General features: G+C 69.1%; 18 protein-coding genes. 11 read left to right on the top strand and 7 right to left on the bottom strand.

Going from position 1 to position 20,503, the window contains the following annotated elements:
* Positions 1 to 123: 123 nt before the first annotated feature.
* Positions 124 to 1,755: an ABC-F family ATP-binding cassette domain-containing protein gene (locus ACWGLC_RS05175; RefSeq protein ID WP_452098882.1), complete on the top strand. Its 1,632-nt coding sequence runs from the start codon at positions 124 to 126 to the stop codon at positions 1,753 to 1,755.
* A 136-nt stretch (positions 1,756 to 1,891) separates the two neighbouring features.
* The gene (locus ACWGLC_RS05170) at positions 1,892 to 2,239 is read left to right on the top strand and encodes a hypothetical protein (RefSeq protein WP_452098881.1); all 348 of its coding nucleotides are present in this window, start codon (positions 1,892 to 1,894) and stop codon (positions 2,237 to 2,239) included.
* Positions 2,240 to 2,383: 144 nt separating this feature from the next.
* Here the strand turns inward: ACWGLC_RS05170 and ACWGLC_RS05165 are convergent, their stop codons facing one another.
* Together ACWGLC_RS05165 and ACWGLC_RS05160 are read right to left on the bottom strand one after the other, a co-directional pair.
* Positions 2,384 to 3,577: an alpha/beta fold hydrolase gene (locus tag ACWGLC_RS05165; protein ID WP_452098880.1), complete on the bottom strand. Its 1,194-nt coding sequence runs from the start codon at positions 3,575 to 3,577 to the stop codon at positions 2,384 to 2,386.
* Positions 3,578 to 3,629: 52 nt separating this feature from the next.
* Positions 3,630 to 4,841, bottom strand: coding sequence for a carbamoyl-phosphate synthase large subunit (locus ACWGLC_RS05160; RefSeq protein ID WP_452098879.1), 1,212 nt, complete (start codon positions 4,839 to 4,841; stop codon positions 3,630 to 3,632).
* A gap of 103 nt (positions 4,842 to 4,944) precedes the next feature.
* On the opposite strand from ACWGLC_RS05160, the gene ACWGLC_RS05155 reads away from it, so the two are divergent.
* Both ACWGLC_RS05155 and ACWGLC_RS05150 read left to right on the top strand, forming a co-directional pair.
* Positions 4,945 to 5,226 (top strand): hypothetical protein, encoded by a 282-nt coding sequence (locus ACWGLC_RS05155; protein WP_452098878.1) that lies wholly within the window; start codon positions 4,945 to 4,947, stop codon positions 5,224 to 5,226.
* Entirely contained in the window at positions 5,187 to 5,693 is a 507-nt protein-coding gene (locus tag ACWGLC_RS05150; RefSeq protein WP_452098877.1) for a hypothetical protein, read from the top strand. Before ACWGLC_RS05155 ends, ACWGLC_RS05150 begins: the two co-directional genes overlap by 40 nt.
* A gap of 42 nt (positions 5,694 to 5,735) precedes the next feature.
* On the opposite strand, the gene ACWGLC_RS05145 is transcribed toward ACWGLC_RS05150, so the two are convergent.
* The 5 genes from ACWGLC_RS05145 to ACWGLC_RS05125 form a co-directional block, all read right to left on the bottom strand.
* Positions 5,736 to 7,250: a pyridoxal phosphate-dependent decarboxylase family protein gene (locus ACWGLC_RS05145; protein ID WP_452098876.1), complete on the bottom strand. Its 1,515-nt coding sequence runs from the start codon at positions 7,248 to 7,250 to the stop codon at positions 5,736 to 5,738.
* On the bottom strand, positions 7,247 to 8,617 hold the full coding sequence (locus tag ACWGLC_RS05140) for an MFS transporter (RefSeq protein WP_452098875.1): 1,371 nt from the start codon (positions 8,615 to 8,617) through the stop codon (positions 7,247 to 7,249). Before ACWGLC_RS05140 ends, ACWGLC_RS05145 begins: the two co-directional genes overlap by 4 nt.
* Before the next feature lie 60 nt (positions 8,618 to 8,677).
* Positions 8,678 to 9,520, bottom strand: a complete 843-nt coding sequence (locus ACWGLC_RS05135; RefSeq protein WP_452098874.1) for an aldo/keto reductase — start codon at positions 9,518 to 9,520, stop codon at positions 8,678 to 8,680.
* A 23-nt stretch (positions 9,521 to 9,543) separates the two neighbouring features.
* A complete protein-coding gene (locus ACWGLC_RS05130; RefSeq protein ID WP_452098872.1) occupies positions 9,544 to 10,113 on the bottom strand; it encodes a TetR/AcrR family transcriptional regulator in 570 nt (189 codons plus the stop codon).
* Between the two features lie 93 nt (positions 10,114 to 10,206).
* On the bottom strand, positions 10,207 to 13,014 hold the full coding sequence (locus ACWGLC_RS05125) for an aconitate hydratase (protein WP_452098871.1): 2,808 nt from the start codon (positions 13,012 to 13,014) through the stop codon (positions 10,207 to 10,209).
* A 242-nt stretch (positions 13,015 to 13,256) separates the two neighbouring features.
* On the opposite strand from ACWGLC_RS05125, the gene ACWGLC_RS05120 reads away from it, so the two are divergent.
* The 7 genes from ACWGLC_RS05120 to inhA all read left to right on the top strand — a co-directional run bounded on the left by ACWGLC_RS05120 (position 13,257) and on the right by inhA (position 20,503).
* Entirely contained in the window at positions 13,257 to 13,796 is a 540-nt protein-coding gene (locus ACWGLC_RS05120) for an Rv1476 family membrane protein (RefSeq protein ID WP_452098870.1), read from the top strand.
* A gap of 348 nt (positions 13,797 to 14,144) precedes the next feature.
* Positions 14,145 to 15,704, top strand: coding sequence for an NlpC/P60 family protein (locus ACWGLC_RS05115; RefSeq protein WP_452098869.1), 1,560 nt, complete (start codon positions 14,145 to 14,147; stop codon positions 15,702 to 15,704).
* 141 nt (positions 15,705 to 15,845) lie between these two features.
* A complete protein-coding gene (locus tag ACWGLC_RS05110) occupies positions 15,846 to 16,910 on the top strand; it encodes an AAA family ATPase (protein ID WP_372459525.1) in 1,065 nt (354 codons plus the stop codon).
* Positions 16,907 to 17,884: a DUF58 domain-containing protein gene (locus tag ACWGLC_RS05105; RefSeq protein WP_452098868.1), complete on the top strand. Its 978-nt coding sequence runs from the start codon at positions 16,907 to 16,909 to the stop codon at positions 17,882 to 17,884. Before ACWGLC_RS05110 ends, ACWGLC_RS05105 begins: the two co-directional genes overlap by 4 nt.
* A complete protein-coding gene (locus ACWGLC_RS05100; protein WP_452098867.1) occupies positions 17,881 to 18,861 on the top strand; it encodes a VWA domain-containing protein in 981 nt (326 codons plus the stop codon). Before ACWGLC_RS05105 ends, ACWGLC_RS05100 begins: the two co-directional genes overlap by 4 nt.
* A gap of 69 nt (positions 18,862 to 18,930) precedes the next feature.
* Entirely contained in the window at positions 18,931 to 19,662 is a 732-nt protein-coding gene (gene fabG1 / locus ACWGLC_RS05095; RefSeq protein WP_230928934.1) for a 3-oxoacyl-ACP reductase FabG1, read from the top strand.
* A 1-nt stretch (position 19,663) separates the two neighbouring features.
* Positions 19,664 to 20,503, top strand: coding sequence for an NADH-dependent enoyl-ACP reductase InhA (inhA, locus tag ACWGLC_RS05090; RefSeq protein ID WP_452098866.1), 840 nt, complete (start codon positions 19,664 to 19,666; stop codon positions 20,501 to 20,503).

Here is a 20,503-nt window from a genome sequence, read left to right as displayed (position 1 = left end):
GCCGACGGCCCGTGACGTCGGCGCGGAGACCCAGGTCACCGGACTCGTCGCCGCGCTCGGAGCGCCGGTAGAGTTGCGAGTCGGCCCGAAAACCCCCCGAGAACAAATGAGGTACCCGCGCACGTGATCACCATCGACGACCTGGAGGTGCGCGCCGGCGTACGCACCCTGCTCCACATGGACGGGTCCTCGTTGCGGGTCCAGCCCGGCGACCGGATCGGCCTGGTGGGACGTAACGGCGCGGGGAAGACGACGACGATGAGGATCCTCGCCGGCGAGGGTGAACCCTACGCGGGGTCCGTCACGAGCTCCGGCGAGGTGGGTTACCTCCCGCAGGATCCCCGCGAGGGCAACATGGACCAGCTGGCCCGGTCCCGCGTGCTCTCCGCCCGCGGACTCGATGTGCTCATGGCGGATATGGCCACGGCGCAGGCGCAGATGGTCGACGCCCCGGACGATGCGGCGATGGACAAGGCCGTCCGTCGATACGGTCGGCTCGAGGACGAGTTCTCCGCGCGCGGCGGATACGAGGCCGAGAGCGAGGCCGCCCGCATCTGCAGCAGCCTGGGGCTCGAAGACCGCATCCTCACCCAGAACCTGGGAACGCTGTCCGGCGGACAGCGTCGACGCGTGGAGTTGGCACGGATCCTGTTCGCCGCGTCCGACGGCGCCGGCAAGTCGCGGACGATGCTGCTCCTCGACGAGCCGACCAACCACCTCGACGCCGACTCCATCACCTGGCTGCGCCAGTTCCTGGAGAAGCACGAGGGCGGATTGATCATCATCTCCCACGACGTCGAACTCCTCGAGGCCGTCGTGAACAAGGTGTGGTTCCTCGATGCCGTCCGCGGCGAGATCGACGCCTACAACATGGGGTGGAAGAAGTACCTCGACGCCCGCGCCACCGATGAGGCTCGGCGCAGGCGCGAGAAGGCGAATGCGGAGAAGAAGGCGTCGCAGCTCAAGATGCAGGCCGCCAAGCTCGGGGCGAAGGCCACCAAGGCCGCGGCCGCCAAGCAGATGATCCGTCGCGCCGACGCGATGATCGACGATCTCGACGAGGTCCGGGTGGCCGACAAGGCCGCTCGGATCAAGTTCCCCACGCCCGCCGCGTGTGGCAAGACGCCGATGTTCGCCAAGGGCCTGACCAAGATGTACGGCTCGCTCGAGGTGTTCGCCGGCGTGGACCTGGCCATCGACCGCGGTAGCCGCGTTGTGGTGCTGGGGTACAACGGCGCCGGCAAGACGACCCTTCTCAAGCTGTTGGCCGGGGTGGAGCGCACCGACGGCGAGGGCGGCGTGGTGTCCGGCCATGGTCTGAAGGTCGGCTACTTCGCGCAGGAGCACGACACCCTCGACATGTCCACGAGCGTGTGGGAGAACATCCGTCACGCCGCCCCGGACGCGGGGGAGCAGGACCTGCGGGGGCTGCTCGGCGCGTTCATGTTCTCCGGTCCGCAGCTCGATCAGCCGGCCGGAACGCTGTCGGGCGGTGAGCGGACCCGCCTCGCGCTCGCCGGCCTCGTCTCGTCCGCCGCGAATGTGCTGCTGCTCGATGAGCCGACGAACAACCTCGACCCGATCTCGCGTGAGCAGGTCCTCGATGCGCTGCGGACCTACGAGGGCGCCGTGGTTCTGGTGACACACGACCCGGGTGCGGTGGAGGCCCTGGAGCCAGAGCGGGTCATCATCCTGCCGGACGGCACCGAGGATTTGTGGAACCAGGAATATATGGAGATCGTCGAACTGGCGTGAGCGTGCGAACGCCACGTTCGCTATGTGACCGTCGAACTGGCGTGAGCGTGCGCCTCTGGCCACGCGATGTGTAGCCCCCGACACTTAGCAGACCCTTACCTCCTGCGCAGTGTGGTTGCCCTGAGACTATGAGGGCATGGACATCGCCATCAAGATAGTTCTCATCCTGCACTTCGTCGGTCTCGCCGGCATCATCGGTGGCTGGATGGCCACGATGAAGGCGCCCGCGGTCAACAAGGCAATTCTCCACGGCTCCATCCTTCAGGTCGTCACCGGCCTCATCCTCGTGGGCCTGAACGAGATGAACGATGCCGACATGAATCACATGAAGATCGGCATCAAGCTGGTCATCGCGATCGTCATCTTGGTGCTCGCCATCGTCGGCACCAAGAAGGAGGCCAAGGCTCCCGGCAGCACCGGCACTCTGGCGATGTCTGCGGGCCTTCTCGCCATCCTCAACGTGATCATCGCGGTGTTCGTCTGACACCTCGAACGTCTCAGCGTCGCGCGCCCCCGGACATCACGTCCGGGGGCGTTGCTTCATGTGGCTCGGTCGCCCAGATCCGACCGGCGGATATGCGTCGGCCGGCTCGGCGCTGGCCGCCGGCGATGTGATCGAGCCACCGTCTCAGAGCCCTGCCCGGACCATTGCCGCGAGAAGCGCCGGAGATCGTGCGGCGAACCCCCGGCGAGGGAGCCGGTTCAGTTCCGCCGCCTGCTGCTCGAGCTGCGCGTGTGTCCCTGCGGCCAGCGACCCGGCCACCGCGAGCAGCGCCTCGGGGTGGGTCTCCAGCGCGCTGTGGCCGTTCTCGATGCGAACCAGCGTCGTGCCCGGCGCTGCCGACGCCACCCGCTCGGCGATCGCGGGAGGGGTGCGCAGATCCCGATCACCGGTGAGAAGCACTATCGGCCAGGTGAATCCGGTGGCTGCGGACTGTAGGTTCATCAGCTCCGCCTCGAAGGTCGGGAACCTGGGTGCGAGCGGTGCGTAGGTGAGCGCCGGATCCAGCGGCAGTCCGTCCGCCTCGGCCCCGTACCCCAGTTCGCGGAACCCGATCGCCCCGACGAGGTCGAACTCGTAGACACCGGGGACGTGGACGATCGACTCTCCCCGGGAGGCGTAGGCCTCCACAGTCCGCCACGCCACACCGCCGCGCCGACGAACCTGCGAACGGAGCAGCGGGCCCAATAGGTCCGGCCCGCCGAGTTCGTACGCAGCGCGGGAGACGTCGAGGAGCTCGCGCCCGCCCACCCCGTCGGCGTGCAGCCGCCGGATGTCCGCGGCGATGTCGGTGTCGGCGTCCCAGAACAGCGATCTGACCGCTCTCCGCTCGACGTCGATGTCCGCCGCTGACTGCAATGCCGAATCCAACACCATGCCGGCAACACGATCGGGGTGCAGCGCACCGAAGCTCGACGCGAGGTAGCTGCCGTAGGACGACCCGACCAGCAGCGCCGACTCAACCGACTCGCGATCCAGGACGGCGGCGATGTCGTCGACGACCGCCCGGATCCACATCGCCGACATCGGCAGGTCCCGGCCGGTGAGGTCGACCCGGGACAGTCCGACACCGCGGTGCTCGATCATGATCACGTCATGTCCGAGGCTCGCGGCCCGCCGTCGGAACGACCGGTAGGGCACCACCGATCCGAGCCCGGGCCCTCCGGGCACCACGACCAGCGGGGGCGCTCCGTTCCGCGGACCGACTCGGACATAGGCCAGATCGAAGGCGGGGCCGTTCTCGTCCGCCGGGCGTCTGACCCGGTCGAGGCCCGTAGTTCGCGCTGTCAACGCGCGCAGAAAGCCGCTCCGCACGGTCATCCCCGCACCGATCCTCGGTGGGGGATGACCGTGGCAGGAATCGAGGAGATCGTCAGACCCTCTGTTCGTGAACGTCCTCGAGCAGGGCCGCGTCCTCGTCGGTCATCCCGCTGATCGGCTCACCGTTCCACACGATGTCGTCGCCCAACGCCTCGAGCACGGCCTCGTGCTGGCCGCGACTGAGCTTGGCGCCGTGGACGAGGGTGGCGGGGCTCCACATCATCGCGATGGAGTCGTGCCACCCGGCGCCCACGTTCTTCACGTGGGTCAGGTCCTGTAGCGAGATCGGCAGGTGCTTGAGCGGCTCGGCGAACGCATCGGCGAGCACTGCCAGGCTGATCTGGCGCTCCACGCCGGGCTCGACGACGAACGTCTCCGCATTCTCTCTGGTGAGTGCCTGCTCCAACTGGTCCGCTTCCAGGAGGATCACGCCGTTGGTCGGACGGGGGTTGCATTCGATCGCGTAGAGCTGACCGTCGTTGTCCACGAAGTCGAACGAGAGCTGACCCGTGAAAGTCGGATCGAGCGCGTCGATGATGCGCTGCGTGTAATCGAGGGTGTCGGTGCTGTCCACGGCCAGGAACGCGATCCCGGTACTGTGCGCCCACTGTTCCGGCGCCCGATAGGTGCACTGCGAGGTCACCCGGCCGTTGACGACGGTGCTGTAGGTGCAGACCATCGGGCCGTCCACGAACGGCTGGACCAGCCAGGGCTGATCCTCGGTCGGGTGGCACTCCTCCACGGTCATCTTCCCGGCCAGCGGCCCGGTGTTCGTCAGGAGGGCGACACCGCCACGTGAGAACGCCGCCCGGGCGAAGTAGCGGGGGTATTTGGCGATGGCGGCCGTCAGCGAGTCGTGATCCGTCGCTACGATCGTCTCGGGGATCGGCACACCCGCTTCCTCCACCAGTCGCTGGAAACTGGCCTTGTCGTGCAGTCGTGCGAGCTTCGCGAACTTCCCGGCGAACAGTGTCACGCTCTCGGGCAGGTCCGCCGCCCGGGCGGTGAGGTAGAACGCCTCTTCGAACGTCGGGATGATCAGATCGATGTCGTACTCCGCGACGATCTTGTTCACATCCGCGATGAACTGATCGGTGTCGTATCGGGGAGAGGCCGTCACCGCATGACCCGCGAGGTACTTCGAGTGGCTGCCCGACGCACCGCCGTAGGTGTCCGCGGCCACGACCGTGTGGCCACGACTTCCGAGCTTGCGGATGATGTCCAGGGCGAAGGTGTTCCTGGAGCTGGTGACGAGTACGCGCATTGCCGACCTCTCGACGTGGGGTTTGATGCGCTTAGGTTAACTGTGAACCGGCGGGTCCACTTCCGCCTTGAGTGTTAACCGCCCCTGAAGGGAGCGAGCGCAGATGACGCACGTGACGACCTGGTTCGCCGCTGTACGGACGCTCGTCGGTCTGGGACTCGCCCTGGGTATGAATCCGGTGCTCTACGGGGCCACCGCCGACACGCTGGCGCGTGGCCGGGGTGTCCGGTCCGGACTCGCCGCGCTGCTTGCCGGGGTGATGACCGGGGCGACGGTTCTGGTGTTGGTCGTCCACGGTCTCAATCCCGCGAACCTGGTCTCGCGGGTCCCGCATCGTGCGGACGCGTGGTGGAGGATCGGGCGGTCGACCTGGTCGTCGGCGTGATCGTTCTGGTTGCCGCGGGTGCGATCGCCGTATGGGCTCGTCTGGCGCCCGCCCCTGCCTCTGCCCCGACAGCTCGCGACGACGCCGCGGGAGCGTCCGGTCCGACGCCCCACCCGGCTCCCGATTCTCATAAGAACTCCAAGGCCACCAGCTTGTTCGTTCTCGGAGCCACCTCGTCTGTGGTGGGGTTCACCACCCTGCCGATCGCCTATCTGGTCGGGCGGGCAGTCGAGAGCGTCAGCTCCGATCCCGTGCTCAGACTCCTTGTCTACGCCGTCTTCCTCATGTCGCTGATCGCACCTTTCGTCCTCTTGGCCTGGGTGTGGTCGCGTTTCCCCGCCGCCACGCGGAAGGTCACGGCGACGTACGACCGGATGCTGGCGTGGGATTCGCGGCTCGTCGCGGTGGTGATCATGGTGATCGTCGGTCTGATCCTGCTCGCCCTCGCCTTGTTCGGCCATCACTGAACCGGCCGTCGAGCCCTCCTCCGCGATGCGCGGGTCGCATTGTCACGTCTCCGTGACAGCCGCGAGATAGGCGCGGACGAGCCGCGACCCGACCTCGTCAGGGAGGCGCTCGATCGCGGCGATCAGTGTCGCCATCCCGGCCTCGTCATCGTCGTCACCGGTCAGAACATCGACGATCATCGCGTGGACGTCGTCCTCGGGCAGTGCGAGCACGTCCGCCGAGGAGAGGTCCCCGGATTCGAGGGCGTCCAGGACGCCGGCCAACCCCGGCGGTGGGGTGGGGGCCGCCAGGCCGCGGACGTCGTCCGCCGCCGCGACCGCGACCCGGAGGATCTCCTCGACCATCCGGTGGGTCACGGGGGTGATGGTCAGGTGCGACGACGACGGCAACGTGCCCCGCTCCTGACGGAACGCCGGTTGCGCCTGCACGGCTATGCCGAGACGCCCGCACGCGTCCGCCCACAGGTGAGGATGAACGCGTCGATCGTCGGGAACCGATTCGTCGATCGCGACCGCGATGATCGGACCGGGGTCGCGATCCAGGATGGCCAGCCCCTCGATGGCGCCCAGCCCTTCCAGGAGTTCATCGGTGGCCCGGGCCGTGCGCGCCACCAGTTCGCACTGCCCCTCCTCGCCGAGTGCCTCCATCACGACCCACGCCGCCGCCGCGGGTTCGAGAGGCTTGGACCCGGCCAGGGTGGGGTTGACGACCGGGTACCCCGGCCAGTCGACGGTGGCGAACCACGAGGCACGGTGCCGTGCCCTTCCCCGGGACAACAGCACCGAGCTTCCCTTGGGTGCGAACCCGTACTTGTGCAGGTCCGCAGAGATGCTGGTGACCCTCTTCAGACGTAGATCCCACGCCGGCGCCGTCCGTCCAGGCGGGGCCGGCCAGTGGGGGAGCACCAGGCCGCCGAGGCACGCGTCCACGTGCAGACCGATCCGGGCGTCATGGGCTGCCTCGAGTCCGGCCGCCACCTCCGCGACGGGATCGATCACGCCGCTGGGATAGGCGGGAGCCGAGCACACGACGAGCACCGTGTCCTCGTCGACGGCCGCGAGGAGGTTCGCTGCCGCGGCTCGGCCACTGCGCGGGTCCACCTCGACGCCTTTGAATCGCAGGCCCAGCAGGTGCGCGGCCTTCCTGAATGCGGCATGCACGCTCACCGGCGCGACGATCGTCCCACCGTCCCCGGGGGCACGGCCCATGACCTCGCGGGCAGCGAGGCACGCCAGGAGGCAACTCTCGGTCCCTCCCGAGGTCACCGTGCCGAAGACTCCGTCATCGCCGTTGAGAAGCTCTCGGATTCGCGCGACGATCCCTTTGTGGATGTGCGCGACCGATGCGAAGACAGTGGGGTCCAGCCCGTTCACGCCGTGAGCCAGGCGCGCGGCCCGGATCGCGAGGTCGTCCAACTCCGGCAGACCCGAGTCGTATACGTAGGAGAGAATCCGCCCGCCGGTGGTCGGTGGATCCTGCTCCCGAAAGGCCGCCAGTCGCGCCAGCGCGTGTTCGCCGCGGTCGATGACCCGGGTGGTCAGGGAATCTGAACTCATGCTCTCTCCGTCCATCGGGGGTAGGAGTTACCCAGCGCACGGATCATCAGCAGGCTCGCACCCGCCAGCAACGCGGGAACCAGCGAGAAGGCGAGCACTATCGCCCAGACCGCCGACCCCGGCTGTTCGTCCACCCCGCCGGAACGGAAGCCACCGACTGCCAGCAATGCGAGTACGAGAACCGGGCCCAGTGCCATCGATCCGGTCTCGGATGCGGTCCACAGTCCGCTCATGGCGCCACTTCGTCGCCGACCACCCAACGCACGGTCGAGGTCGGTCGCGTCGGGCAGCATCGACATCGGTAGGGCCTGCATCCCCGCGTAGGCGACTCCCGCCAGCGCCACCGGAACGTGCACCCACGCCCCGGGCGCGATCCCGGCGGGGATCAACAACAGCGCGGCCACGGTGAACAGTCCGGTCGACGCTGCGAGCGCCCGCACCTTCCCCCGCGCGTGTGCCAGACGGGTCCACAAGGGCATCACCACCAGCGCGGGACCGACCAGCGCCAGGAACAGACCCGTCAGCGCGGACTCGTCTCCGAGTACATACGTGGCCACGTACTGCCCACCTGCGAGCATCACCGCCGTGGCCACCGCCTGCAGGCAGAACACCGCGACCAGCAGTCGGAACGGCCGGGTCACCCGCAGCGCGTCGATCCCGTCACGATAGGCGAAGGCGAGATTCCGGGCGGGGGCGTCGGCACGCATGATCGTGCGGCGACCTGCGACGAACGTGGACCACAGCATCCCGAGCAACATCAGGGCGGCGACACCGATCGCCATCACCACATATCCGCGCGCGCCACCACCCGCGGCGTCCCTCAGTGCCGGGCCGCCTCCGCCGGAGACGAGGATCGCCGCCGCCAGCACGGCCACACGCCAGGCCAGCAGCGTCACGCGACGGGCGGAGTCGTCGGTCAGTTCGGCCGGCAGCGCCAGATACGGCACCTGGAAGCACGAGTACGCCAGCGATGCCGCGAGAAAGAAACCCATCACCCACAGGCCGGCGGCGCCCGTGCTCCAGTCCGCCGGCGCCGAGAACGTGGCGATGAACAGCAGCGGTAGCGCCAGTGCCCCGAACAGCATCAGCCCCGTGCGGAAACCGGTGCGGTGCGAGGCCCGATCGGAGAGCGCGCCGATGAGCGGGTACGCCAGAACGTCGATCAGCTTGGGAACCAGCACCAGAACCGAGGCCAGCGCCGCGGCGACCCCGATCGAATCGGTGAGGTAGTACGCCAACACCAGCCCGGGCAGCGTGCCGAACGCCCCGGTGCCCAGGCTGCCCGCCGCGTAGGCGGCCAGCACGGGCGCGGTCGTGGAGCGGTCCGGCGGCGCGTGGCCGGGCGCGCCCGCATCGGAGGTGGGCATGGCATGACTCTAGGCCGCTCCGCGGCCCCGGCGAGCGCGATTCGTCACCCCTCGCCGGGCTCAGCCGCGCCAGTCGAAGGAGTCCGGGTCCGGGCCCGATCGGGACCCGTTGTGCAACGACGAGATCGAGGCCATCTGTTCCTCGGTCAGCTCGAAATCGAACACCTCGAGGTTCTCGCGCATCCGTGCCGGATCAGAGGACTTGGGAAAGACGATGTCACCGCGCTGAACGGTCCAGCGCAGGACCACCTGTGAGACGCTGCGACCGACTTGTCGTGCCAGCGCCTCGAGCTGGGGATCACCGAACACCGTGCCCTGGGCCAGCGGGCTCCAGGCCTCCACCGCGATCCCGCGGGCGGCGCAGGATTCCCGCAGCTCGTCGTTGACGAAGTAGGGGTTGGACTCGATCTGGTCGACGACCGGCGTACTCAGGCCGGCCTCCGCCAGCCTTGCGAGGTTCGCGTCCGTGAAGTTGGAGACACCGACCGAGTCGACGGGAAGGTCGGCCCTGATCTCCTCCATGACCTCCCAGACCCGGGCGACATCCCCGTGCATGGCCAGCGGCCAGTGCACCAGGTACAGGTCGATGCGACCGCCGAGGGCCTCCAGAGAACGTTCGGTGACCCCGCGCGCGGCATTTCTCTCGTGGAACGGGTTGTTGAGTTTGGTCGTGACCCACAGATCCCCGCGCTCCAGCCCCGAGGCCGCGATAGCGCGCCCCACTCCCTCCTCGTTGCCGTACATCTGCGCGGTGTCGAGGTGCCGGTACCCGGCCTCGAGCGCGTGGGACACCACCCTCTCCGTGTCCTCGGGCGGGACCTGGAACGTGCCGAACCCCAACTGCGGGATCGCGCGCCCGTCGTCGAGGAGGATGGTGGGGATCTGCGACTCCGTGGTGCTCATGCACCCCAACCTACGCCGACCGCTCAGTCGCGGGTGACACGGAGCGACGCCTCCACCAGATCCAGCATCTCGGCCACGTGGTCGGTGCCGCGCCCGGTGGCCAGGTGGGTGATGAGGCCGTCCAACACGATGTCGAGATAGACCCGCAGCACGTCGGCGGGGATATCGGTGCGCATACGGCCCGAGGCCTTCTGCTCTCGGAGCCGGGCGACGATCGCGGCATCGACCTCCGCCTGACGGTCCGTCCAGCGCTCGCGGAACTCGGGGTCGGTGCGGATCCGCCGGGCGATCTCCAGCCGGGTGCCCAGCCAGGAGAACTCCAGCGGGTCGGTGAGGATCTCCCGCATCACCTGGACCAGCCCCTGCTCGGCGACGGTGGCGGCCATCGCCGCGGCGTCGTCGTCCGCCAGCGCGAGGAAGAGCGCGTCCTTGTCGTCGAAGTGGTGGAAGATCGCGCCCCGGCTCATCCCGGTGGCCTCCTCCAGCCGGCGCACGGTGGCACCCTCGAACCCGTACTCCGCAAAGCACCCGCGCGCCCCGGACAGGATCTGGCGACGTCGTGCGTCGATGTGGTCCTGGCTGACCCTGGGCAATGTCAGTCACCTTCCTTCAGATACACCGCGGCGGTGCGCAGTCGCCCCGCATCGAGCAGGTCGACCACACACCGCCGTCGATGTGAGAGGGGATCAGCCCTTGATCATGTTGCGCAGCACGTACTGCAGGATGCCGCCGTTGCGGTAGTAGTCCGCCTCGCCCGGGGTGTCGATGCGCACCTTGGCGTCGAACTCGACGGTTCCGCCGTCCTGCTTGGTGGCGACGACCTTGACCGTCTCGGGCGTGGTGCCGTTGTTCAGCTCCTCGATGCCCGAGATGTCGAACGACTCGGTGCCGTCGAGGCCGAGGGTCTCGTGCGACTCGCCCTCGGGGAACTGCAGCGGGATGACGCCCATGCCGATGAGGTTGGAGCGGTGGATACGCTCGAACGACTCGGTGATCACGGCACGCACGCCGAGCAGACGGGTGCCCTTGGCGGCCCAGTCACGGGACGAACCGGTGCCGTACTCCTTGCCGCCGAGCACGACGAGCGGGATGTCCTGCGCCGCGTAGTTCTGGGCGGCGTCGTAGATGAACGCCTGCGGCGAGCCCTCCTGGGTGAAGTCCCGGGTGTAGCCGCCCGACACACCGTCCAGCAGCTGGTTCTGCAGACGGATGTTGGCGAAGGTACCGCGGATCATGACCTCGTGGTTGCCACGACGCGAACCGAAGGAGTTGTAGTCCTTCCGCTCCACGCCGTTCGCGTCGAGGTACTGCGCAGCCGGGGTACCCGGCTTGATGGTCGAGGCCGGCGAGATGTGGTCGGTGGTGACCGAGTCGCCGAGCTTGGCCAGGACGCGTGCGCCCTTGATGTCCGAGACCGGGTCCGGCTCCATCTCCATGCCGTCGAAGAACGGGGCCTTGCGCACGTAGGTCGACTTGTCGTCCCACTCGAAGGTCTTGCCGTCCGGAGTGCTCAGGCCACGCCAGCGCTCGTCACCGGCGAACACGTCGGCGTACTTCTCCGTGTACTCCTTGGAGGAGATGGAGGCCTTGATGGTCGACTCGATCTCCTCGGAGGAGGGCCAGATGTCCTTGAGGTAGACGGGGTTGCCGTCCTTGTCGTTGCCCAGGGCGTCGGCCTCGAAGTCGAAGTCCATCGTGCCGGCGATCGCGTACGCGATGACCAGGGGCGGGGACGCCAGGTAGTTCATCTTGACGTCCTGATTGATCCGGCCCTCGAAGTTGCGGTTACCGGACAGCACCGCGGTGGCGGTGAGGTCGTATTCCTGGATCGCCGACGAGATCTCCTCCGGCAGCGGGCCCGAGTTGCCGATGCAGGTGGTGCAGCCGTAGCCGACCAGGTAGAAGCCGAGCGCCTCGAGGTCGGGCCACAGGCCGGCGCGCTCGTAGTACTCGGTGACGACCTGCGAGCCCGGGGCCATGGACGTCTTGACCCACGGCTTGGCGGTGAGGCCCTTCTCGTGGGCCTTGCGCGCGAGGAGACCGGCGCCGATCATGACCGACGGGTTGGAGGTGTTGGTGCACGAGGTGATCGAGGCGATCGTGACGATGCCGTGGTCCAGGATCATCTCCTTGCCGCCATCGACCGTCACCGGCACGGGCAGCGAGGGGCGGCCGTCGGACCCGACGGAGGCGTCGGCTCGCACGGAACCGTCGTCCGCGAAGGACAGCTTGGCGCCGTGGGGGACGGGCGGGGTGGCCCCGCCCTCGGCGACCATGTCGCGGACGTCGTCGTTCCCGCTGCCGCTGTGGACGTAGTTGTGGATGTCCTTGCGGAACGCGCTCTTGGAGTCGGACAGCTCGATGCGGTCCTGCGGGCGCTTGGGGCCGGCGATGGACGGCACGACCTCGCCCAGGTCCAGCTCGAGGTACTCGGAGAACACCGGCTCGGTGCCCTCGGGGTCGAGCCACATGCCCTGCTCCTTGGCATAGGCCTCCACGAGGGCGAGCTGCTCCTCGTCGCGACCGGTCAGGCGCAGGTAGTCGATGGTCTCGCCGTCGATCGGGAACATGGCACAGGTCGAACCGAACTCCGGGCTCATGTTGCCGATGGTGGCGCGGTTGGCGAGCGGCACGGCCGCGACACCCGCACCGTAGAACTCCACGAACTTGCCCACCACACCGTGCTTGCGCAGCATCTCGGTGATGGTGAGTACCACGTCGGTCGCGGTGACGCCCGGCTTGATCGAGCCGGTGAGCTTGAAGCCCACGACGCGCGGGATGAGCATCGAGATGGGCTGGCCCAGCATGGCGGCCTCGGCCTCGATGCCGCCGACGCCCCAGCCGAGCACGCCGAGCCCGTTCTCCATGGTCGTGTGCGAGTCGGTGCCGACACAGGTGTCCGGGTACGCCTGGCCGCCCCGCACCATAACCGAGCGGGCGAGGTACTCGATGTTGACCTGGTGGACGATGCCGGTCCCCGGGGGGACGACCTTGAAGTCGTCGAAGGCGCCCTGGCCCCAGCGCAGGAACTGGTACCGCTCCTCGTTGCGCTGGTACTCGATCTCGACGTTCTTCTCGAAGGAGTTCGGTCCGCCGAACGACTCGATGATCACCGAGTGGTCGATGACCATCTCGGCGGGCGCCAGCGGGTTGACCTTGTTCGGGTCGCCACCGAGGGTCTCGACGGCCTCACGCATGGTGGCCAGGTCGACGATGCACGGCACGCCGGTGAAGTCCTGCATGATCACGCGCGCCGGCGTGAACTGGATCTCCGTGTCGGGTTCGGCGCTCGGATCCCAGCCGGCGAGCGCCTCGATGTGCGCCTTGGTGACGTTGGCGCCGTCCTCGGTACGAAGGAGGTTCTCCGTCAGTACCTTGAGGGAATAGGGGAGCTTCTCGGCTCCCTCGACCGCCGAGAGGCGGTAGATCTCGTAGGCCTCGCCGCCGACCTCAAGGGTCCCCTTGGCGCCAAAGCTGTCAATGCTTGCTGTCACGTCAGCTCCACTCGTGGTGTGAATGTCGGTTAGTCATCCCTCCCGGTGTCGCCTGTGTCGTACTTCGGGCGACGCCGGGTCGGACACAGGATCCATTGTGGACCCTCTGCCCGGTCTGCGACCACCAATTTAGCAGTACGCCCGTCCTGTTTAGCGCCCGGCACGCCCGAACGTGGGGAGCGGTACCGGATCTGACGCCGTTCGGCGCGTGCGCTCCCGGACGACGACGACGAGGTGGCACCATGTCCGACGTGGACGACCCCGATGACGCCGTGACGACCCTCGCCTATGTGGACGAGCCCCTGTTGTCGTTGCAGTTGGGCGAGGTCCCGTACTGGCTCGACTACCAGGCCGTCGTCGCCGACCTCGCGGACGACGGGGTGGCCGCGCCGGAGCCGTTCGTCGACGGGCTCCGCACCGTGGTGGACGACGCGGCCGAGCGCGGCCTCGACCTGAAGGTCGTCTACACCGAGGCGCCCGCCGCCGTATACACCGACGCCAGGGATCTGGCGGCGTTCCTCAACGAGGAGTTCGAGGGCACCATCTTCGTCCGGACGCCGGCATTCGTGGGCAGTTCCAGCGACACGATCCCGCGCCACCGCCTCGAGGCAGGGCAGGACGACGCATGGGAGGAGTTCGATCCGGTCGCCTCGGCATCGGTCTTCGCCCACAAAGTCGCCGCCCCCGCCCCGCCCTGGGGTGCACTCACCGCGATCACCCTCGTCCTTGCCATCGTGGCCGTGATCGCGTTCGCCACGGTCCTGCGCCGCCGACGCCGCTGACCCACCCGGAGCACGTCTCACCTCCGCGTTCACGACCGGCCGCTCCACCGCCGCCCCGCCGCGTCTCGCCCGCCATCGGAGGCGAGGCCATCGGTACCACATCCACGGCGACACGCCGCCGCGAAACCGGTTTTTCAAGTTACAGCAGTGTATTTTGCCGCCTGATGTTTCACATGTGCTCGCTGTGACCTACGGTGCTTAAGGAACCATAGGTTCTACCGAGCCGGTTGTGACTCCAGTGGCGCAGGGGAAGGCATCACGGGACGTCCTCCACCGACTCGGGCACGCGACCCGTCGAACGGGCCGCGCGAGACGCCGCACCCCGGTGCGGTCAGCGGAAGGTGAAACGTGGAGCCCGACCATTCGTCGCGGCGCACCCGTGGGGTGCGCAACCGTAGAAGCCCCGGCCGTGCGCCCGGGCGCGCCGCCGTCGCCGCGGCTCTCGTCCTGGCGACCGGCACCGCCGTCGTCCAGGTACCTGTCGCCACCGCCCAGGAAGCCACCCGGGTCGCCCCGGGTGACATCAGTGGTCTGATCCGTGCGGTCGCCGACGCCACAGCTCGTCTCGATGCGAAACGCGAGGGGATCGCCGTCGCGCGCGAGGACGTCAACAAATCGCTGGTCGATCTGCAGATGGCCCGCGTCGAACTCGATCGCGCCATCGCGGATGCCGACCGCACCGTGACCGAACGCGAGAAGGCCGAGTCGGGTGTCGAGTCGGCGCGCGGAACCCTGGACGACTACTCGCGGCTCCTGCACCGCCAGGGCACCGCCCCTGGCGCCGCATCAGCGCTACTCGACCCCGGCGACCCGGCCGACGCCGGCCTCCGCCAGGAGTACCTGCAGCGGGCAGCAGCCGATCAGCGGAGCGTGGTGGGCGACATGGTCGCCGCCGCCGATGAGGCCGCCCGCAGGGAGAGTGAAGCGCTCGGCGCCCGGGAGGCGGCAGCGCAGCGATACGACGACGCCTCGGCTCGCCGTGACGGCGCAGCGGCCCAGGTCACGTCAGTCTCGAGCGAGGTCACCACCCTCGAATCGGAGGTCGAGCAGCTCACCCGCGACCTCGAAGAACAGCAGACCGCACTCGCCGCCGCCGGGGCGTCCCCGGCGGGGCCCGCCACAGGCGGCGCGAACGAGGTCACCGTCGACGAGACCGCGATGCGCGAACATGCCGTCCGTGCGCTCGCCGACCAGCCCGAAGCCGGCCGGCAGGCGGCTGACATCGCCTTTGCCCTGCCCTCCCACCTCGATCTCGGCGCCATCCGGCAGTTCGCCGGCGGGTCCTCGGATGAGCTCACCCGTGCTGCGGGCGGGGCGATCGACGCCGGCAGTGTCGGGGCAGCCGTGGACGCCGGCATCAACGGCGACACCGAGGCCATCGTCCAGCAGGTCGCCGACGCTATCAGCGCGGCCGACTTCGGCTCACTCGCCGACGGTCCGGCCGCCCCGACCAGGCCGGGCCAGGGCAATGGCGGCGTCGACGCCGGCACACCGTCGAGCTCGGCCCGCGTGGAGACCGTCGTCAACCGTGCGCTGTCACAGCTCGGCGTGACCTACGCCTGGGGCGGCGGCGACGCCAACGGCCCCACCAAGGGCATCCGCGACGGCGGCGTGGCGGACAGTCACGGGGACTACAACAAGGTCGGCTTCGACTGCTCCGGACTGATGATCTACGCGTTCGCAGGTGTCGGGAAGGCGCTGCCGCACTACACCGGCTACCAGTACACCGCGGGACCGCAGGTTCCCGTGGCCGATCGCAAGCGCGGCGACATGCTGTTCTGGCCCGGGCACGTCGCCCTCTACCTCGGCGACGGGAAGATGGTCGAGGCACCGCAGTCCGGCGACGTCGTCAAGATCTCACCCGTCCGTATGGCCGGCATCAGCCCGATGGCCGTCCGACTGGTCTGACGCCGCACCGCGGTGACGCGCCCGCCGGGCGACGGTGACCGGTCGGTGGCAGGCGCATCCCGGTAGGGTCGTCCCCATGTCCGCCCGACGGCAGCGCCCCGGGCGACCGGAACATCCGATCACGCGAAGGAGCCCGCCGCGGTGAGCGATACCCACCCCGACCAGTTGACGTCCCAGGGCGAGCCTCCCGCCGGATCCGCGGCCTCCGCGGCCGAGGACGCGCGGCTGCTCGAGCGGGCGGTCTACGAGGTCAAGAAGGTCGTGGTGGGCCAGGACCGGCTCATCGAGATGATCCTCGTCGGTCTGCTCTCCCGCGGACACATCCTTCTCGAAGGTGTGCCGGGCGTGGCTAAGACCCTGACGGTGGAGACCTTCGCCACGGTGGTGGGCGGGTCCTTCCGGCGCCTCCAGTTCACCCCGGACCTGGTGCCCGCCGACATCGTCGGCACCCGGATCTACCGGCAGGGCCGCGAGGAGTTCGAGGTGGAGCTCGGACCGATCCTGGCCAATTTCGTGCTGGCCGACGAGATCAACCGCGCCCCCGCCAAGGTCCAGTCGGCGCTGCTGGAGGTCATGGCCGAAGGGCATGTCTCGATCGGCGGACAGACGTTCCCCATGCCGTCACCGTTCCTGGTCATGGCCACCCAGAACCCGATCGAGAGCGAGGGCGTCTACCAACTCCCCGAAGCACAGCGCGACCGGTTCCTGTTCAAGCTCGTCGTGGACTACCCGAGTCCAGAGGAGGAGCGGGAGATCGTCTACCGGATGGGCGCCACCCCGCCAGAGCCGACCCGGATCCTGGGTGTGGACGCGCTGCAGCGACTACAAGCGTCCGTACGCGAGGTCTTCGTCCACCACGCACTCGTCGACTACGTGGTGCGCGTGACGATCGCGACCCGCGAGCCCGCGCGCCACGGACTCGAGGACGTGGCCCGGTGGCTCGCCTACGGCGCCTCGCCCCGAGCCACCCTGGGAACGGTCACCGCGGCGCGCGCCCTCGCCCTTGTCCGCGGACGCGACTACGTGGTGCCCCAGGACATCGTCGACGTCCTGCCCGCCGTGCTGCGCCATCGGCTCGTCCTCACCTACGACGCGCTCGCTGACGAGATCACCGCGGACACGGTCGTCCGCCGGGTGCTCGAGGCCGTCCCGCTGCCGCAGATAAGCGCGGTCCCGGCCCAGGCCGGCCCGCCGCCCTCACCGTGACCTCCGCGGAGGGGGAGCGGCGCGACGACCGGGGCGACGTGTCGTCCCGTGCCGCCCTGAACCAGCTCGAGTTGCTCGTCACACGGCGACTGGACGGTGTCCTCAACGGTGATCACCGGGGTCTGCTCCCCGGCCCCGGTACCGAGCCTGGGGAGGCCCGCGCCTACGAGCCCGGTGACGACGTCCGGACGATGGACTGGTCCGTGACCGCCCGGACGACCATCCCGCATATCCGACAGACCATCGCCGACCGCGAGCTGGAGACGTGGCTCGTCGTCGACCTGTCCGCGTCGCTGGACGTCGAGGGCCGGCACGGCGCCAAGCGCCGGCTCGTGGAGGCCGCTGTCGCGACGGTCGGATTCCTCTCCGCCGGTGGCGGCAGTCGGGTGGGCATGATCCTGACCGGTGACGGTCGGCCCCGCGTACTGCGCGCCACCGGGGGGCGGGACCACGTCCGGCGGCTGCTCGAGGATGTCTCCCGCGCCGCTCCGGAGGTCGCACCGGGAGGTGCGCTCGTCGACTGCCTCCACGCCGTCCGCAACGCGGCGCGGCGGCACGGACTGGTCGTGGTGATCTCGGATTTCCTGTCCGAGATCGACTGGGAGCGCTCGCTCCGCGTCCTCGGCACCCGCCACGAGTTCCTGGCCGTGCACGTGGCCGACCCACTCGACATCGCCCTTCCGGCCGTCGGCGCCGCGCTGCTGCAGGATCCCGCAACTGGAGAGGTCCTCGAACTCGAGGTGGACGATGCTCTCGCGGCGGATTATCGGCGTGTGGCCGCCGAGCATCGCGCCGCGGTTCACACAGCGCTACGCCGCTGCGGCGCCCCCGTCCTGGCGCTGCGCACCGACCGCGACTGGGTCCGTGACGTGATCGACTTCGTCGGTGTCCGCAGGCAGGGCGGGCTGCCCACCGGGGAGAACCTGGACCGCGACCTGCCCGGTGAACAGCCCGCGGAGGAGGCGACCCCATGAGCTTGTCCGAGTTCCAGCACCCGCTGTGGTTGCTCCTGCTCGCCGCGCCGTTGGCCATCACGATCGGGTACATCATCGCCCTGCGGTCCAAGAAGCGCAGGACGGTCCGCTTCGGCAACTTCGGCGTTCTCCGGTCGGTGGACACCCGGGGCCGGCGGTGGTTCACGCATGTCCCGGCGGTGCTGCTCATCCTGTCGATGGTCAGCCTCGTGATCGCGATGGCCGCGCCCCAGAAGGAGCAGAAGGTCCCCCGTAACCGGGCGACGGTGATGCTCGTCGTCGACGTCTCCCTCTCCATGGAGGCCACCGACGTCGCCCCCTCGAGGATCGAGGCCGCGCAGCAGGCGGCGACGACCTTCGCCAACAACCTCACCCAGGGCGTCAACCTCGGCCTGGTCTCGTACGCCGGGACCGCCTCGATGCTCGTGGCACCCACCACCGACCGGGGCCCCGTGGTGCGCGCGGTCGAACGACTACGCCTCGACGAGCGCACAGCCACCGGCGAGGCCATCTACACCGCCACCCAGGCCATCACGACCTTCACCGAGAGCCTCGGCGGCCCGGATCAGGCGCCGCCGGCACGGATCGTGCTCCTGTCCGACGGCAAGGAGACGGTCCCCGCGCAGCCGACCGAGGAACGGGGCGCCTTCACCGCGGCCGAGCGCGCCGCGGAGGCCGGAATCCCCGTGTCCACCATCTCGTTCGGCACCATGTACGGCACCGTCGACATCCAGGGACGCCCGCAGCCGGTGCCGGTCGATGACGCCTCCCTCAAGACCATCGCCGAGTTGTCCGGCGGCGACTTCTTCACCGCCTCCAGCCTCGAGGAGCTCGACTCGGTCTACCGGACCCTCGAGGAGCAGATCGGCTACGAGTGGAAGAAGGCGGACGCCTCCCGGCCGTGGCTCATCGCCGGTTCGCTCTTGGCGATGCTCGCGGCCGCCGGCTCGCTCACCGCACACAGGCGTATCCCCTGACGCCGACCCCCCTGCGTAACCGGAGCACTCGCGGTCCGACCCGGGGGAGCCGCTCGCTAGGGTGGGCACATGGTTTCCGAGAGCAGGCGCGACACCGCGCCACGGACAGTCCTCGTCACCGGCGGTAACCGGGGGATCGGCAGGGCGGTCGCCGAACGACTCCGCGCGGACGGCCACCGGGTCGCGGTCACCCACCGCGGCTCCGGCGCCCCCGAGGGCCTCTTCGGGGTCCGGTGCGACGTCACCGACGCCGACTCGGTCGATGCCGCGTTCACCGCGGTCGAGGCGGAGTTCGGGCCCGTCGAGGTGATCGTCTCCAACGCCGGCATCACCGACGACACCCTGCTGATGCGCATGAAGGACGAGCAGTTCACGCGAGTGGTCGAAGCGAACCTCGCCGGGGCGTTCCGGGTCGCCAAGCGCGCATCGCGCGGGATGCTGCGGGCCAGGTTCGGGCGGATGATCTTCATCGGCTCGGTGGTCGGGCAGTCCGGCACCGCCGGCCAGGTCAACTACGCCTCCTCGAAGGCCGGGCTGATCGGCATGGCACGGTCGCTGACCCGCGAACTCGGTTCGCGCAACATCACGGCCAACGTCGTGGCCCCCGGGTTCATCGACACCGACATGACCGCGGACCTCGACGACAAGACCCAGGAGCTCGCAGTCGCGGCGATCCCGCTCGGCCGCAAGGGCTCGGCGGACGACGTCGCCGGGGCCGTGAGCTTCCTCGCCGGTGACGACGCCGGCTACATCTCCGGGGCCGTGATCCCGGTCGACGGCGGAATGGGAATGGGGCACTGACATGAGCCGGACCGACACCGACAACACGGGCGCGGGCACCGGGCTGCTCGCCGGTAAGACGATCCTCGTCACCGGCGTCATCACCGACGCGTCGATCGCCTTCCACATCGCCAAGCACTGCCAGCTCCACGGTGCGAAGGTCATCCTCACCGCGTTCGGACGGCCGTCGCTGGTCAAGGCCATCTCCAAGCGACTTCCGGAGCGCCCGCCGGTGGTCGAGCTGGACGTGCAGAGCGACGAGGACCTGGCGGCTCTGGTCGGCCGGGTCCGCGAGCACACGGGTTCACTGGACGGCGTGGTGCACTCCATCGGCTTCGCTCCGCCGAGCTGTCTCGGCGACCCGTTCCTCGACGCCCCGTGGAAGGACGTGGCGGTGGCGCTGGAGGTCTCCGCCTATTCCTACGCGTCCCTGGCCAAGGCCGTTCGACCGCTCCTGAACCAGGGTGCGTCGATCATCGGACTGGATTTTGATCCGCGGTTATCGATGCCGTTCTACAACTGGATGTCGGTCGCCAAGAACGCCCTCGAAGCAGTGAACCGCTACGTCGCCCGGGAGCTGGGGCCGGATCAGGTCCGCTCGAACCTCATCGCGGCTGGGCCGATCAAGACCCTCGCCGCCAAGGCGATCGCCGGTGATGCGCTCGGTCCGGGCGGGGAGCTCGACCAGATGCAGGGGGAGTGGGCGCGACGGGCGCCCCTCGGCTGGAACGTCGAGGACCCGACCGCAGTCGCCACCACCGCCGTCGCCCTGCTCTCGGATCTGATGGCGGCGACCACCGGCACCGTGGTCTATGCCGACGGCGGCGCCGGCACCGTGTCCTTCAGCGAACAGGGACAGTGA

The organism is Dietzia sp. NPDC055877 (assembly GCF_053615975.1).
The sequence above is the reverse complement of the archived record's forward strand: the minus strand, read 5'-3'. Positions and strand labels throughout refer to the sequence as shown.